Below are 14,216 nucleotides of genomic sequence, written 5' to 3'. Positions count from 1 at the left end.
GTCGGCTAGCGGGTCACGGAGTCGAGCAGGCCGCGAACACCTGCCATCGCGTCGGGTGACACGGTGTAGTGCGCCCAGCGCCCTCGCTGCTCGCGGGTGACCAGCCCCGCCTTCACCAGCTTCTGCATGTGGTGGCTCATGGTCGGCTGGCTGATGCCGAGCGCGTCGGGGAGGTGGCAGGCGCAGGCGGTGCCGTCCTCGGTTCGGGCGATGTGCTCGAGCAGGCGCACCCGCGTGGGGTCTGCGAGCGCCTTGAAGACCTCGGCCAGGTCGGCGGCGCGCCCCGCGTCGATCAGGTCCGGGCGCTCGTCGGCGCAGCAGGCGGTGGGGAGGACGTCGAGCTCGATCATGGGACCACCGTACGCCTCGTATTGACATATGTCGATACATGAGTAGCGTGTGACGTATCGACGAACATCTATAGGAGATCCGATGCCCGAGCCGATCAGCCTGATGCCCGCCCCGCCGCAGCAGCGGCCCCGGTGGCGGGTCTGGGCACCCCCGGCCGCCGCCTACGCCGCCGGAGGACTGCTCTACGCGGTCAACGGTCGGCTCTGGGACACGCTCCTGTGGGACGTCGTCGGACTGGACCCTGCGAGCCGCCTCGGCGGCGCCCTGCACTTCTTCCTCTACGACACCGTCAAGATCCTGCTGCTGCTCGCCGGGATCGTGTATGCGATCACCGTCGCGCGGTCGTTCATCACCCCCGAGCGCATGCGGGCGATGCTCGGCGGGAAGCGCGAGGGCGTGGGCAACGCGATCGCGGCCACGCTCGGCGTCGCGGCCCCGTTCTGCAGCTGCAGCGCGGTGCCCGGCTTCATCGGCTTCGTGTCCGCGGGCGTGCCGCTCGGGGTGACCATGAGCTTCCTCATCGCGTCTCCTCTGGTCAACGAGGTGGCGCTGGTGCTGCTGCTCGGCAGCTTCGGCCTGGGTCCCGCGGTCCTCTACGCCGTCACCGGATTCGCCATCGCCGTGATCGCGGGCCTCGTGATCGGGCGGATGAACCCCGAGCGGTGGGTCGAGCCGTTCGTGCTCGAGGCGCGCGGCCGGACGGCGGTCGCGATGGCGGGAGGGCTCCGGCCCGCCTGGTCGGATCGCCTCGACCTCGCCCGCACCGAGACCGTCGCGCTGCTGCGCAAGATCTGGCCGTGGCTGCTCGCCGGCATCGGCATCGGCGCGTTCATCCACGGGTGGGTGCCCGAGGACCTCATCGCGACCATCGCCGGCTCCGACAACCCGTTCGGCGTGCTCGCGGCGGTCGCGCTCGGCGTGCCGCTCTACAGCGGCGCGGCCGGAGTGCTCCCCCTGGTGGACGCGCTGTTCGCCAAGGGTGTCCCCATGGGCACGCTGCTCGCCTTCATGATGGCGACCGTCGCGCTCTCCGTCCCCGAGATGGTGATCCTCCGACGCGTGCTCAGGCCCCGCCTGATCGCGATCTTCGTCGCCGTGGTCGCCGCCGGCATCGTCGCTGCCGGGTACCTGTTCAACGCGGTCCTGTAGGGCCGCTCTCACCGCAAGGAGACCATCATGGACGTCACCATCCTGGGACACGGATGCAAGAACTGCGATGCGCTGGAGGCCCGCACGGTCGAGGCGCTCGCCGGGCTGGGAAGGACCGCCGAGGTCGCCCACATCAAGGACGATGCGCAGATCGCCGCCTACGGCGTCATGCGCACCCCCGCGCTCGTCGCGGACGGCCGCGTGCTCGTCGAGGGGCAGGTCCCCACGGCGGCGCGGCTCGCCGAGATCCTCGCCACGGTCCCCGCGACCTGACCGGCGCATCGTCACGGGCGCCGGGGCGCCTCTCCTCGCCCTCGCATGGTCCCGCGCTAGGGTCGGACCCAGCAGCAGGCGCGGACGAGGGGAGATGCCCGTGGCGGTGCCCGAGGTGGTGAAGGTGATCAAGGGCGACAGCGCGCGCTACGACGCGTACGCGAGGCGCGCCGATCTCGCCATGCTGGTGATGGCGTTCGCCTTCCTGGTCGTGTGGTCCGCACGGATCGCCTTCCGCGACTACATCCCCGGCGCGCTGCGCGGCACGCTCATCACGATCCAGGCGTTCATCTGGCTCGCGTTCGTCGTCGACATCATCATCCGGCTGGCCCTCACCGACCGGCGCTGGCACTTCCTCAAGACGCACCCGATCGACGTGATCGCCGTCTTCATCCCTCCGGCGCGACCGCTCAAGATCCTCTCGGTCTTCACCTCGGGCACCATGCTGGCCAGCCGCAAGGGCGCGGTGAAGTCCACGCAGGCGATCCTGATCTCGGTGGTGCTGCTCATGTGGATCGGGGCCGTGTCGATCCTCGACGCGGAGCGCGGTGCGGCCGATGCGCAGATCACGAACTTCGCCGATGCGATCTGGTGGGCGCTCGTCACCATGACCACGGTCGGCTACGGCGATTTCGCGCCGGTGACCGGTCAGGGTCGCGCCATCGCGACGGTGCTGATGCTCATGGGCATCGCCCTGATCGGTGTGATCACGGCCTCCGTGGCGGCGTGGTTCGTCGCGCTGACCGAGGGCGAGGACGAGGAGCGTGACGAGGTCACCCGCACCCAGCTGCTCGACCGGCTGGCGGAGCTCGAGTCCAAGCTCGACGCGATCGCCGCGCGGGAGGACGCCGCGGCGTCGGGGCTCCCGCATCAGACGCCGAAGGCACCGAGGCGGAAGGCGCGCGCGACGGCGCCGGCGGAGGACGACGCGACCTAGGAGCCGGCCTGCGCTCTCCGCACGGTCCACCGCCACCAGGCCACCGAGGCCGCGCCGATCAGCAGCGTGCCGCCGAGCGACACCGCCCGCCACACGAGCATGCCGGCCACCAGCGTGGCCTCGGGTGCGGGGCTGTCGTCCGTCAGCCACAGCGAGACGAGCGCGGCGTCGAGCACCCCCAGGCCGAGGAACGGCAGGATCGTGAGCGGGTAGGCGAGCAGGAACACGCCGAGGATCTCGATGCTCGACAGCGACGACGGGACGCCCACGAACCGGAGGCTGGCGAGCAGCAGCAGCGCCTCCACGAGGACGCCGGTGAGCATGAGCGTCAGCGCGGCCGCCAGGTGCTCGCGCAGCGTCGACGCGACGCGGGCGCGGAAGCTGACGACGGCCTCCGCCCAGCCCTCGGCGTCGGCGCGCCGCCCGAACCGTGCGACCGTGCGGGCCGCCGCGGCACCCAGCCAGGCCGCCCAACGCGCGTCGCGGAGCATGAGTCCGAGCGCGCCGAGGATCGCCGCGGCGACCACCAGGCAGGCGCCGGCGACCCACCATTCGTGGCGTTCGATGCCGCGCCACGCGAGGAACGCCAGCCCCATCACGGGAGCGAGGAACCGCGCACCCCAGAACACGACCGTGGCGAGGGTGACGCCTGCCATGCCGGACACCGGATCCAGGCCCCACGACCGGAACATCGCGATGCGCAGCACGATGTCCGCGGGCGGCGGCGTCACGGTCGCCACCAGGTTCGCCGCGAGCTCGTTGTGCAGCGCGCGCAGCTGGCCGAGTCCTGCGGTGAAGCGGGCGATCGGGGCCGAGGTGAGCAGCTGCCGGAGCAGCAGCAGCCCGACCAGGATCGGCGCCTGCCACCAGGCGAGCTGGCCGAGCGCCTCCAGGACCGCGTCGGCGTCGACACGCCCGGCGAGGTCGGTGAGGGCCCAGATCACGGCGGCCGCGAGGGCGAGCAGGACGATTCGTCTCAGCCACGGCCGGGAGCGGCGCGTGGGCGCGGCGGGCGTGCTGGTCACGCCGCCAGGCTAGCGGCCGGCGCACGAGGTCTCCGTCGCCGTCCAGCGAGTAGCCTGGTCCCATGACCTCGGTGGCTGACGTTCTCGACGCGCTCGACAGCCGCTTCCCTCCCGATCTGGCGGAGGACTGGGACGTCAACGGGCTCACCGTCGGGCGCCCCGAGGCCGAGGTCACGCGCGCGCTGTTCGCCGTCGATCCCACGCTCGCGGTGGTCGAGGAGGCGATCGAGGCAGGCTGCGACCTGATCGTCACGCACCACCCGCTGCTGCTGCGCGGGGTGACCACCGTCAACGCCGGCACCCCCAAGGGCGCGGTGATCCAGACGCTGATCGAGAACGGCGTCGCGCTGATCAACGCGCACACGAACGCCGACCACGCCGGGACCGGCGTCGCGGAGGCGCTCGCCGAGGTCCTCGGCGTCGACGGCGCGCTTCCGCTGGTGCCGCTGAAGGACGATGCGGAGCAGGGCACCGGGCGCATCGGTCGCCTCGACGCGCCCATCACCCTGCTCGAGTTCGCCCAGCGCGCGGCCGCGGTGCTGCCGGCCACGGCGCACGGCGTGCGGGTGGCGGGGGAGCTCGACGCCAGCGTGCAGACCATCGCCGTGGTCGGGGGCGCGGGCGACTCGTTCCTCGGGGCCGCCGCGGCCGCCGGCGCCGACGTGTACCTCACCTCCGACCTGCGTCACCATCCGGCGTCGGACGCGCGCGAGGCCGCGCTGCTCGCCGGCGGTCGGCCCTTCCTGGTCGACGTCGCCCACTACGCCTCCGAGTGGACCTGGCTCGCCGCCGCCGCCGAGTACCTCGGCGACGCGACCGGCCTCGACACGATCGTCTCGACCCTCATCACCGACCCCTGGACCGCGCGCTTCTAGCGCCGAGGAGCATCCGTGCCTTCTGCACCCGTCACCGACCAGATCCGCCTTCTCGAGGTGCAGGATCTCGACCTGCGCACCCAGCAGGCCCGCCACCGCCGCGACCACCTGCCCGTGGTCGAGCAGATCGCCGAGCTGCGGGCACGGCTGACCGACCTCGACGAGGAGCGCGTCGCCCGCAGCACCGAGGTCTCCGACATCAAGCGCGAGGTGGCGAAGGCCGAGGACGACGTCGAGGTGGTGCGCTCCCGCGCCGCGCGCGACACCGCCCGGCTCGAGTCCGGTCAGGGGACGCCGAAGGACCTCCAGGCGCTGGCGAGCGAGCTCGAGGTGCTCAAGCGTCGCCAGAGCGCGCTCGAGGACGTCGAGCTCGAGGCGATGGACCGGCTCGAGACCGCCGAGGCGGCCCTCGCGTCCGCCAAGGAGCAGGTGGAGGCGATCCAGGCGCAGGTCACCGCGCTGGAGTCCGAGCGCGACCAGGCGTGGGAGGAGATCGACGCCGAGCTGGTCGAGCTCGCCGCGCAGCGCACCTCCGCCGCGTTCAACCTCGACGCGGACATGATGGCGCTGTACGAGAAGCTCCGGGCCAGCCACGGCGGCATCGGCGCGGCCGCGTTGCAGCACGGCGAATGCCTCGGCTGCCGCATGAAGCTCAACCCGGCTGACCTGCGCGACATCGAGGGGCGCCCGGACGATGCGGTGGTCCGCTGCGAGGAGTGCGGACGCATCCTCGTGCGCGGGGCCGGCGCGTGACCGACACCCAGGTCGAGCCGCCGGTGCCGCATCGGCCGCATCACTACGACGACGGGACCGACCTGGGATCGGACCCGGCGGCGTCGTCGCCCGCGCCCGCCGCCCCCAAGGTCCAGTCGCCGTTCTCCCCGAACGAGGAGGACCTGGTCGCGCCGCTCACGGTGGTCCTGGTCCGCCACGGCGTCACCGAGATGACCACGTCCCGACGCATGTCCGGCGGCGGGGTGCCCGGCCCGCCGCTCAGCGCGCCCGGACGGGTCCAGGCCGCGAAGGCCGCCGATGCGCTGTACTCGATGGGGAGGCGCACCTGGCTGCAGTTGCCGCACGTCACGCGCGTGATCGCGTCGCCGATCATCCGCACGCAGGAGACCGCCGGGTCGATCGGCCGGCGCCTGGGCGCGCATGTCGAGACGGACGACCGCCTGCGCGAGGTCGTGTTCGGCGAATGGGAGGGGCTGACCGTCCCCGAGATCGTCGAGCGTGACGGCGATGCCATCCACGCGTGGCGCGGAGCGGAGATCGCCGCGCCCGGCGGCGAGGCGATCGCGGATGTCGGGACCCGGACCTGGGGACTGGTGCGCGAGCTCGCGGCCACGCACGCCGCGGAGTGCCTGGCAGGTCGCGACGTGCCGCGTGGCCTCGCGCTCGTGTCCCACGCCGTGGCGATCAAGTCGACCGTCGGCATGGCGCTGGGCATGGACCCTGCGCGTTGGGGTGCGATCTGGCCCTCGCCCGCGTCGCAGAGCATCCTCCAGGTGCGCGCGCGCCAGGACGGATCGATCGCGGAGACCCACGTCCTCGCCGTCGGCATCCCCGTCGAGTAGGGGAGCTCCGGCTGGCGGAGGCGGGTGTCCCTCCGGGCCGTTCCGCTCTCCGCCGCAACAGCGCGCGATGGTCCGCATCCGGCGGCCTTCCCGGGCGCTCGGGCCCCGTGCCGCGTCGGTGGTTCGCGCCGCCTCACGCGGCCGCGAGAATGGAGCCATGAAGGCCACCTACATGTTCGGCGCGGGCGACGTCCGCGTGCTCGACGTCCCCGACCCGCGCATCGTCGACCCGACGGATGCGGTGGTGCGCGTGGTCCGCGGCTGCATCTGCGGCTCGGACCTGCACCCGTTCCACACGATGGAGCCGACGGAGCAGGGATCTCTCAAGGGGCACGAGGCGATCGGCGTCATCGAGGAGGTCGGGCCCGAGGTGCGCACCGTCGCTCCCGGGGACTTCGTCATCATGCCCTTCGCCACGCAGGACAACACGTGCGTGCACTGCCGCGACGGCGTCCACACCTCATGCGTGAACGGCGGCTTCCTCGCCGGCGGTCAGTCCGAGGCGCTCCGGTTGCCGCAGGCCGATGGCAGCGCCGTCACGGTCCCCGGCGTCGACCCCGCCGCGGCGGACGATGCGCTGCTCGCCTCGCTCCTCACGCTGTCCGACGTGTACCTCACCGGCTGGCACGCCGCGGCGATGGCGCGCGTCGCGCCGGGCGCGACGGTCACCGTCATCGGCGACGGCGCGGTCGGGCTCTGCGCCGTGCTCTCGGCACGCGAGATGGGCGCCGAGCGCATCATCCTCATGGGGCGTCACCAGGTCCGCACGGACCTCGGGCGCGAGTGGGGCGCGACCGACGTGGTGTCCGCGCGCGGGGAGGACGGCATCGCCGAGGTCCTGGACCTCACGGACGGAGCCGGCAGCCCCGTGGTCCTCGAGGCGGTGGGATTGGAGCCGGCGTACCGGCAGGCCCACGGCATCGTGCGCCCGGGTGGCGTGATCTCCCGGGTCGGGGTGCCGCAGTACGCCACCGATCCTGTGTCCTCGCGCTCCCAGTTCTCGCGCAACGTCACCCTCACCGGCGGCGTGGCGCCGGTGCGCGCGTACATCGACGCGGCGATCCCGAAGGTGCTGGACGGCGCCATCGATCCGGGTCGCGTGTTCGACATGACGGTGGGCGTCGCCGACGTGCCGGCGGGCTACGCGGCGATGGACGAGCGCCGCGCGCTCAAGGTGATGGTCGACCCGAGCTTGTAGCGACTACTCCGTGGGCGTGGCGCCGCGCTTGCGCAGGTACCTGCGGTCGTCGTTGGCGTACGCGTAGTACCAGCCGATCAGCAGGCCGCCGCCGACGAAGTTGCCGAGCAGGACGACTCCGAGCTGGGCGAGGGCCAGGCCGTAGTCGATGCCGTGGGTGAGCGCGGCGACGGTGAACACCACCGTGTTCGCCACCGAGTGCTCGAAGCCCACGAACGCGAACACGAAGACGCTCATGATCATCACGATCGCCTTGGTCAGGTCCTCCTTGATGAGGCCGTTGTAGACCAGCAGCATGCCCAGGTTGATCATGAAGTTGCACAGGATCGCGCGGAAGAACAGGTCGGAGACGCCCGCGAGACCGCTGTCGAAGTAGGACAGCTTGTGCTCGACCGAGGCGTCGAGCTGGTCGCCCATCGCGCCCGACGCGAGCGTCGAGCCGGCGATCATGAGGGCCAGCGCCAGGCCGCCGACGAAGTTGCCGCCGTAGCACATCGCCAGCACCCGCAGCGAGCGCAGCGGGCTGATGCGACGCCAGTACAGGCCGATCGAGACGATCATCATGTTCGACGTCAGCAGCTCGGACTTCGAGTAGTAGATGAACACCAGGGCGAACCCGAAGATCAGCGCGCCCAGCAGCTTGCCCAGGTTGACCAGCGAGCCGTCGCTCGCGCTCTCGAACGCCGCGATCACCGCGAAGTTCGTGAGGTACATGATGCCGATGATCACCCCGGCCATGGCCGCCCGCATGAGGTAGACGCGCGCGAGCCCGCCGCTCATCTCCGTCTTGGTGTCGAGAGCGTCGAGCACCGTGGAGATGAACGTCTTGCCTGGGAACAGGTGGCTCGGGTCGCTCATGGCACCACCGTACCGAGTGCGCGGCCTCGTCGGCGGGACCGTCGGACCCCTGGGGGGTACCGCCGGTACCCGTGTCCTCCCGCTCTCCCGCGCATCGTCCCGCGCCGCGACGCTGATGGTGTCCCCACAACCCCGATCGAGGAGATCCACCAGTGAAGGCTGCACTCATGTACGGCGCGGGCGACGTCCGCGTCGAGGACGCCCCCATCCCGACCCTCCAGGAGCCCACCGATGCGATCGTGCGCACCGTGCGCGCGTGCATCTGCGGCTCCGACCTGCACCCGTACCACTCGATGCCCGGCTCGGAGCACGGCATCCGGATGGGACACGAGCTCATCGCCGTGGTCGAGGAGGTCGGCACCGCGGTCACCACCCTGACCAAGGGCGACTTCGTCGTGGTGCCGTTCGCGTACGCGGACAACACCTGCGCCATCTGCCAGGAGGGCTTCCAGACGGCCTGCCCGCACGGCGGCTGGTACGGCACCCCGGACACGCCGGGGCTCCAGGCCGAGTACGCTCGCGTGCCGCAGGCAGACGGCTCGGCCGTCGTGGTCCCGGGCGTGGACCCCGCGACCGCCTCCGACGAGCTGCTCGCGTCGCTGCTCGCGCTGTCGGACGTCTACCTGACCGGTTACCACGCCGCGTTCATGGCGGACATCCAGCCAGGGCAGACCGTCACGGTGATCGGTGACGGTGCCGTGGGCCTGTCCGCGGTGCTCGCGGCCAAGCAGATGGGCGCGGAGCGGATCATCCTGATGGGCCGTCACGTCTCGCGCACCGATCTGGGCCGCGAGTTCGGCGCCACCGACGTGGTCGCCGAGCGCGGCGCCGAGGGCGTGGCGAAGGTCATGGCGCTCACCGGCGGCGAGGGGAGCCACGTCGTGCTCGAGGCCGTGGGCCACATGCCCGCCTACGAGCAGGCGTACGGCATCGTCCGCCCCGGCGGCATCATCTCGCGCGTGGGCGTGCCGCAGTACGAGGAGGCCCCGATCGGGTTCGGCTCGCTCTTCGGCAAGAACGCGCGCCTGGCCGGCGGTCCCGCCCCCGTGCGCGCCTACCTCGAGCAGGCGATCCGGGACGTGCTCGACGGCACCATCAATCCGGGCAAGGTGTTCGACCGCACGGTCGGCCTCGACGGCGTCCCCGCGGGCTACGCCGCCATGGACGCCCGCGAGGCCCTCAAGGTGATGGTGGACCCGGCAATGTGACCCAAGCGTGCCGTTCGGCTCGCCGGGAGGCGACCCGAACGGCACGACGGCGCTCAGGTGAGCGAGGCTCCCGCGGTCGACGATGCGCGGTGGCGGTCGACCAGGCCGATGAGCGCCTCCGCGTCCACGTTCGCGCCGAACGCGGGGGTGCCGGGCTGGAGATGCCTGCCCTCGGCGAGAGTCCCGATCGGGACCGGGTCGAAGCCGAGGGAGTCGATCAGGTCGGCGACCGCCTCGATGCTGTCCGCATCGTCGCCGGCCAGGGCGATCGCTCGCCGGTCCGCGTGGTCCGCCGGCCGCGACCCCTCGTCCAGGTCGTGGTAGCCCATGTGGTTGAACGCCTTGACGAGGCGCGCGCCGGGCAGGTGCGCGGCGACGATCGCGGAGGAGGTGGTGCGGGGGTCCGTCAGGTCGTCCCGCACGCCGTCCACCTCCCACCAGTAGTTCATCGCGTCGATCACGAGCGCGCCGTCGAGCGCGTCTGCGGGAACCGTCCGGTGCTTGCCCAGCGGCAGCGCGAGGATCACCGCGTCGGCCTGGGACGCGACCTCGCGCGCGGTGGCGACCCGTGCGCCGGGGGAGAGGACCTCGATGGTCAGCTCGATGCGCTCCGGGTCGCCGGACCCGGCGACCACCACCTCGTAGCCGGCGGCGACGCCGAGCCGGGCGAGCACCGTGCCGAGCTTGCCGGCGCCCAGGATGCCGACGGTCCGCACCGCGCTCACGCCGCGCCGCCGTCGGCGAGCAGCTCCCGGACCCGCGGGACGACCTCGGTGCCGAAGAGCTCGACGGCGCGCATGCGGGAGGACGCCGGCATCGCGCCGCCACCCGTGTAGACGAAGTCGAAGCGGCTCACGTCCAGGGCGCCGATCGCGGCCGCCATCTTCGCCGCCACCGTCGCGGGCGAGCCCACGTAGAGCGACCCGTAGGTGACCTCCGCGTCGAACTGCGAGCGGGTCATCGGCGGCCAGCCGCGGTCGGCGCCGATCCGGTCCCGCATGGCCTTGTAGCCGGGGAAGTAGGACTCGCGCGCCTCCTCGTCGGTGGGTGCCACGAAGCCGTGGCTGTGCATCCCGACCGGGTGCGCCGTGGTGCCGAACTTCTCGGCGGCGCGGCGGTACAGGTCGACATAAGGGGCGAAGCGGCCGGGGTCGCCGCCGATGATCGCGAGCATCAGGCGGAAGCCGTAGCGCGCGGTGCGCAGGACCGACTCGGGCGAACCCCCCACGCCGACCCAGGTGGTGAGCGCGCCGGAGTCCGTCTTCGGATAGACGTCGGCCTCGTGCAGGGAGGAGCGGGTGGTCCCGGACCACGTGACCGGCTTCTCGGTGAGCAGTCGCGAGAACAGCTCGAGCTTCTCCTCGAACAGGACCTCGTAGTCGGCGAGGTCGTAGCCGAACAGCGGGAAGGACTCGGTGAAGGATCCGCGCCCGAGGATCACCTCGGCGCGACCGTTGGACACGGCGTCGAGGGTGGAGAAGCGCTGGAACACGCGCACGGGGTCGTCCGAGGACAGCACCGTGACGGCGGAGCCGAGCGTCACCTTCTCCGTGCGCGAGGCGATGGCCGCCAGCACCATCTCGGGGGAGGAGATCGCGAAGTCCGCGCGGTGGTGCTCGCCGAGCGCGACCGCGTCGATGCCGACCTGGTCGGCAAGCGCGGCCTCCTCGACCACCTGGCGCAGGGACGCCGCATGCGTCATCGGCTCCCCGGAGTCGTGCAGCGGCAGGTCGCCGAAGGTCTCGATGCCGAACTTCACGTCCGACGCGGGCGTGCTCATGGGGGCTCCTCGATGTCGCAGGTGGTTGAGGTGTCAACTAAGTAGCGTAGCCTGGCCTCGCGCTATTCCTGCCGCGGCCGCTGACGCGTCCACCGCGGAATCCTTGGCGCCGCGCAATCGTTCCCGAGGAAGAACCCCATCGGAAGGACCGTCATGACCAGTGTGCCCGTGCCCCCGTCCACCTTCGAGCGTCCGCGCGTGACGCCTGGCGCGCTCACGGACTCGACCGTGCTCGTCGTCGGCGGCTCCTCCGGCTTCGGCCGCCAGGTGGTGGTCGACGCCGCCACGGCGGGCGCGCGGCTGATCGTGGTCGGCCGCGACGCCGCGAAGGCCCACGCCGTCGCGCATGAGGCGAGCGGCGTCGGCGGCAAGGCGACGGCCTTCGCGCTCGACGCGACCACGGAGGACGGCCTCGAGCGGCTGATCGAGATCGCGGGCGATGTCGACCACGTGGTCTCGACGCTGGGCGGAGCCATGGGCGGAGGGTTCCTCGAGGCCCCGTTCGATGAGATCCGCGCCGCGGTCGACGACAAGGTCTTCGACAACCTCCGCCTGGCCCGTGCGCTCGCTCCCCACCTCAACGACGGCGGCTCGATGACGTTCACCGCGGGCACCGGGGGCGCGCCCCACACCGCGTCGGGCGCCTACCTGGGCAACCAGGCGATCGCCACCATGGTGCGCGGGCTGGCGCTCGAGCTCGCGCCGCGCGGCATCCGGGTCAACGCAGTCGCCCCCACATGGACGGCGACGCCGCTGTGGCGCGACCACGACGAGGCGGAGGTCCGCGAGACCCAGCGTCAGATGGCGGCGACCATCCCGCTCGGGCGCACCGGCGAGGTCGGCGAGGTGGCGGAGGCGTACCTGTTCCTCCTCACCTGCGGCTTCATCACGGGCCAGACGATCGCGGTCGACGGCGGGATGAACCTGCTCTGACGGGCGCGGAGGCGATCAGCCCGCGATGACGAGCGTGAGCTCGTCGGGACCCTTGGCCCGGGGTGTCAGCGCCACGTCGACCAGCGCATCGCCGATCATGCCGGCCGCCGCATCGGCGAGGTCGGCGGCGCTCTCGGGCGCCGCATCGTCCCGCATCAGGTGCGCCGCGAGCAGGCCGCGCGTGTGCTTGGCCATGTGGCTGACCACGGCGCGCTTGCCGTTCAGCTCCCGCTGGACTCCGACGCTCACCCATAGCGCGTCCGTGGGGCGGTAGGCGGCGACGTACGACGCGCTGCGGCAGTCGATCACGAGGCCGCCGTCGGCGAGCGCGTCCAGCTCCGGGCTCAGGCGCGGGCGCCAGAAGGCGGCGAGGCCGCCGATCCGTCCCAGCGAGGTTCCCATCGAGAGGCGGTAGGCCGGGATGGCGTCGCCGGGCGCGACGGCGCCCCACAACGCGGAGACGGTCCGCAGGCGGGACGACGCGCGATCCAGCGTCGACGCATCCCAGCCGGCCATGTCGGCGGCGTCGTAGAGCACTCCGGTGTAGACGCGCGCGGCCGGCGCCGCGGGGTTGTCCCACACCGTGCGGTTGCGCTCGACCTCGCCGGCGAGCGAGGCGCCGACCTCCAGCACCTGCATCGCGTTGCGCTGGCCGCTGACCTTGGCGAGGGCGTCCCCCACGCGGCGGCGGTGCGGCGCGAGCCCCGGGTGGCTCAGCGCGTCCAGGTCGACGGGGTCGCCGGTCGGGGGAGCGGTCTTGCCCTCGGAGGGCGGGAGCAGGATCAGCACGGGGACCAGGGTAGTGGCGCGGCGCGTCACCCGGACCGCAGGGTGTCGAGCCAGCGTCCCAACCGCTCGAGCCCGAGCGTGATGTCCTCGGCGCTCGCGGCGTAGGACAGCCGCACGTGGGTGTCGCCGTGGGCCGTGCCGAAGTCCCGGCCGGGCGTGAGCGCGACGTGCGCCTCGCGCAGCGCGCGCCCGCAGAACATCCAGGCGTCCATCCCGGTGCTCGAGACGTCCGCGAAGGCGTAGAAGGCGCCGTCGGGCTCGACCTCGACGGGAAGGCCGATGCGCGCCAGCCCGTCGAGCATGAGCCGCCGACGCCCGAGCAGGTCGAGGCGCCGGCCCTCCGCCTCGGCGAGCGAGGCCGGGGTGAAGCACTCGAGCGCGGCGATCTGCACCGGCGCCGCTGCGGAGAGGAAGTAGTTGACCGCGAGCCGCTCCACCGGGTCGACCAGCGCCTCGGGCAGCACCATCCAGCCGAGCCGCCAGCCCGTCATGCCGAAGGCCTTCGAGAACGAGCTCACGACGATCGCGTCGGGGTCATGCGCGAGCGCGGTCGGCTGCGGCGTGCCGTCGGGCGAGGGGTCGGCGGTCTCCAGGTAGATCTCGTCGATCAGCCGCCACGCGCCGCGTTCGCGGGCGAGGTCGCAGATCGCGGCGAGCTCGGCGGGCGGGATCGAGGTGCCGGTCGGGTTCGACGGCGTCGCCGCCATCACCACGCGGGTGGCCGGCGTCCAGTGCTGCTCGATCAGGTCACGCGTCAGCTGGAAGCGCGTCGCGGGCGAGGTGGGGATCGTGACCGCCCGGCCTCCGAACGAGGCGACATCCTGGCGGTTGCAGGGGTAGCTCGGGTCGGCCATGAGCACGTCGTCACCCTCGTCGACCGTTGCGGCGATCGCGAGCACCAGGGCGGCGGAGGCACCCATCGTGATCGCGACGCGGGCGGGGTCCAGGTCGACGCCGTGCCGGTCGCGGTAGAACCCGGCGATCGCTGACCGGAGCGCCGGCATCCCGAGCGCCGAAGTGTAGGACAGCGGGCGGCCGTCCATCGCCTCGACCATCGCGCGGCGGACGGCTGCGGGCGCGCCGAAGTCCGGCTCGCCCAGGTTCAGGCGGACGATGCGGTGGCCGGCGGCCTCGAGCTCGCTCGCGAGGTCGCCGAACGCCATCGCGTGGAACGGCTCGATGGCGAGCGTTCGGCGGGATGGTCGCATCGTTCCTCCTTGTCCCGCTCCCATCCTGGCGCATGCGCGGACCCGACCCGCGCAT

16 protein-coding genes are annotated in these 14,216 nt (G+C 72.4%); 9 read left to right on the top strand and 7 right to left on the bottom strand.

Annotated elements, in window-relative coordinates:
* Positions 1 to 5 precede the first annotated feature (5 nt).
* On the bottom strand, positions 6 to 350 hold the full coding sequence (locus QQX13_RS02245; protein ID WP_301152348.1) for an ArsR/SmtB family transcription factor: 345 nt from the start codon (positions 348 to 350) through the stop codon (positions 6 to 8).
* An 82-nt stretch (positions 351 to 432) separates the two neighbouring features.
* Between QQX13_RS02245 and QQX13_RS02240 the strand changes: the two genes are divergently transcribed.
* The 3 genes from QQX13_RS02240 to QQX13_RS02230 all read left to right on the top strand — a co-directional run bounded on the left by QQX13_RS02240 (position 433) and on the right by QQX13_RS02230 (position 2,710).
* Positions 433 to 1,500 (top strand): permease, encoded by a 1,068-nt coding sequence (locus QQX13_RS02240; RefSeq protein WP_301120456.1) that lies wholly within the window; start codon positions 433 to 435, stop codon positions 1,498 to 1,500.
* Positions 1,501 to 1,527: 27 nt separating this feature from the next.
* The gene (locus QQX13_RS02235) at positions 1,528 to 1,773 is read left to right on the top strand and encodes a thioredoxin family protein (protein WP_301120458.1); all 246 of its coding nucleotides are present in this window, start codon (positions 1,528 to 1,530) and stop codon (positions 1,771 to 1,773) included.
* 100 nt (positions 1,774 to 1,873) lie between these two features.
* Positions 1,874 to 2,710, top strand: a complete 837-nt coding sequence (locus QQX13_RS02230; protein ID WP_301152346.1) for a potassium channel family protein — start codon at positions 1,874 to 1,876, stop codon at positions 2,708 to 2,710.
* Here QQX13_RS02230 and QQX13_RS02225 read toward each other — a convergent pair.
* Positions 2,707 to 3,735 (bottom strand): lysylphosphatidylglycerol synthase domain-containing protein, encoded by a 1,029-nt coding sequence (locus QQX13_RS02225; RefSeq protein WP_301152345.1) that lies wholly within the window; start codon positions 3,733 to 3,735, stop codon positions 2,707 to 2,709. The two genes, QQX13_RS02230 and QQX13_RS02225, sit on opposite strands and share 4 nt — an antisense overlap.
* Before the next feature lie 62 nt (positions 3,736 to 3,797).
* On the opposite strand from QQX13_RS02225, the gene QQX13_RS02220 reads away from it, so the two are divergent.
* From QQX13_RS02220 to QQX13_RS02205, 4 genes are all read left to right on the top strand, one after another.
* Complete coding sequence (locus tag QQX13_RS02220) at positions 3,798 to 4,610, top strand: Nif3-like dinuclear metal center hexameric protein (RefSeq protein ID WP_301120465.1); 813 nt, start codon at positions 3,798 to 3,800, stop codon at positions 4,608 to 4,610.
* Between the two features lie 15 nt (positions 4,611 to 4,625).
* Positions 4,626 to 5,363, top strand: a complete 738-nt coding sequence (locus QQX13_RS02215) for a zinc ribbon domain-containing protein (protein ID WP_301120467.1) — start codon at positions 4,626 to 4,628, stop codon at positions 5,361 to 5,363.
* Complete coding sequence (locus QQX13_RS02210) at positions 5,360 to 6,187, top strand: histidine phosphatase family protein (RefSeq protein ID WP_301120469.1); 828 nt, start codon at positions 5,360 to 5,362, stop codon at positions 6,185 to 6,187. The genes QQX13_RS02215 and QQX13_RS02210 overlap by 4 nt, the downstream gene beginning before the upstream one ends.
* A 157-nt stretch (positions 6,188 to 6,344) precedes the next feature.
* A complete protein-coding gene (locus tag QQX13_RS02205; protein ID WP_301152343.1) occupies positions 6,345 to 7,385 on the top strand; it encodes a zinc-binding dehydrogenase in 1,041 nt (346 codons plus the stop codon).
* A gap of 3 nt (positions 7,386 to 7,388) precedes the next feature.
* On the opposite strand, the gene QQX13_RS02200 is transcribed toward QQX13_RS02205, so the two are convergent.
* Positions 7,389 to 8,243 (bottom strand): formate/nitrite transporter family protein, encoded by an 855-nt coding sequence (locus QQX13_RS02200; protein ID WP_301152342.1) that lies wholly within the window; start codon positions 8,241 to 8,243, stop codon positions 7,389 to 7,391.
* Positions 8,244 to 8,410: 167 nt separating this feature from the next.
* Between QQX13_RS02200 and QQX13_RS02195 the strand changes: the two genes are divergently transcribed.
* Entirely contained in the window at positions 8,411 to 9,451 is a 1,041-nt protein-coding gene (locus QQX13_RS02195) for a zinc-binding dehydrogenase (RefSeq protein ID WP_436968553.1), read from the top strand.
* 53 nt (positions 9,452 to 9,504) lie between these two features.
* Here QQX13_RS02195 and QQX13_RS02190 read toward each other — a convergent pair whose 3' ends face one another.
* Both QQX13_RS02190 and QQX13_RS02185 read right to left on the bottom strand, forming a co-directional pair.
* On the bottom strand, positions 9,505 to 10,176 hold the full coding sequence (locus tag QQX13_RS02190; protein WP_301152340.1) for an NADPH-dependent F420 reductase: 672 nt from the start codon (positions 10,174 to 10,176) through the stop codon (positions 9,505 to 9,507).
* Positions 10,173 to 11,231 carry an LLM class flavin-dependent oxidoreductase gene (locus tag QQX13_RS02185; protein WP_301120480.1) on the bottom strand — a complete coding sequence of 353 codons (1,059 nt, stop codon included), beginning with the start codon at positions 11,229 to 11,231 and terminating at the stop codon, positions 10,173 to 10,175. Before QQX13_RS02185 ends, QQX13_RS02190 begins: the two co-directional genes overlap by 4 nt.
* Positions 11,232 to 11,384: 153 nt before the next feature.
* Here QQX13_RS02185 and QQX13_RS02180 point away from each other — a divergent pair, with 153 nt between their 5' ends.
* A complete protein-coding gene (locus tag QQX13_RS02180; protein ID WP_301152339.1) occupies positions 11,385 to 12,164 on the top strand; it encodes an SDR family NAD(P)-dependent oxidoreductase in 780 nt (259 codons plus the stop codon).
* A gap of 15 nt (positions 12,165 to 12,179) precedes the next feature.
* Here the strand turns inward: QQX13_RS02180 and QQX13_RS02175 are convergent, their stop codons facing one another.
* Both QQX13_RS02175 and QQX13_RS02170 read right to left on the bottom strand, forming a co-directional pair.
* On the bottom strand, positions 12,180 to 12,953 hold the full coding sequence (locus tag QQX13_RS02175; protein WP_301152338.1) for a YaaA family protein: 774 nt from the start codon (positions 12,951 to 12,953) through the stop codon (positions 12,180 to 12,182).
* Positions 12,954 to 12,979: 26 nt separating this feature from the next.
* Positions 12,980 to 14,161: an aminotransferase class I/II-fold pyridoxal phosphate-dependent enzyme gene (locus tag QQX13_RS02170; protein WP_301152336.1), complete on the bottom strand. Its 1,182-nt coding sequence runs from the start codon at positions 14,159 to 14,161 to the stop codon at positions 12,980 to 12,982.
* Between the last annotated feature and the right edge of the window lie 55 nt (positions 14,162 to 14,216).

Origin of the sequence: Demequina lignilytica, from assembly GCF_030418375.1 — a bacterium.
In the GTDB taxonomy this organism is placed as follows: Bacteria; Actinomycetota; Actinomycetes; order Actinomycetales; family Demequinaceae; genus Demequina; species Demequina lignilytica.
The sequence above is the reverse complement of the archived record's forward strand: the minus strand, read 5'-3'. Positions and strand labels throughout refer to the sequence as shown.

What these genes read in the sequence shown, in the direction of transcription:
- QQX13_RS02220 (WP_301120465.1), top strand. Translation starts at nt 3,798, where the DNA reads ATGACCTCGGTGGCTGACGTTCTCGACGCGCTCGACAGCCGCTTCCCT.
- QQX13_RS02195 (WP_436968553.1), top strand. Translation starts at nt 8,411, where the DNA reads ATGTACGGCGCGGGCGACGTCCGCGTCGAGGACGCCCCCATCCCGACC.
- QQX13_RS02185 (WP_301120480.1), bottom strand. Translation starts at nt 11,231, where the DNA reads ATGAGCACGCCCGCGTCGGACGTGAAGTTCGGCATCGAGACCTTCGGC.
- QQX13_RS02235 (WP_301120458.1), top strand. Translation starts at nt 1,528, where the DNA reads ATGGACGTCACCATCCTGGGACACGGATGCAAGAACTGCGATGCGCTG.
- QQX13_RS02205 (WP_301152343.1), top strand. Translation starts at nt 6,345, where the DNA reads ATGAAGGCCACCTACATGTTCGGCGCGGGCGACGTCCGCGTGCTCGAC.
- QQX13_RS02240 (WP_301120456.1), top strand. Translation starts at nt 433, where the DNA reads ATGCCCGAGCCGATCAGCCTGATGCCCGCCCCGCCGCAGCAGCGGCCC.
- QQX13_RS02200 (WP_301152342.1), bottom strand. Translation starts at nt 8,243, where the DNA reads ATGAGCGACCCGAGCCACCTGTTCCCAGGCAAGACGTTCATCTCCACG.
- QQX13_RS02245 (WP_301152348.1), bottom strand. Translation starts at nt 350, where the DNA reads ATGATCGAGCTCGACGTCCTCCCCACCGCCTGCTGCGCCGACGAGCGC.
- QQX13_RS02180 (WP_301152339.1), top strand. Translation starts at nt 11,385, where the DNA reads ATGACCAGTGTGCCCGTGCCCCCGTCCACCTTCGAGCGTCCGCGCGTG.
- QQX13_RS02170 (WP_301152336.1), bottom strand. Translation starts at nt 14,161, where the DNA reads ATGCGACCATCCCGCCGAACGCTCGCCATCGAGCCGTTCCACGCGATG.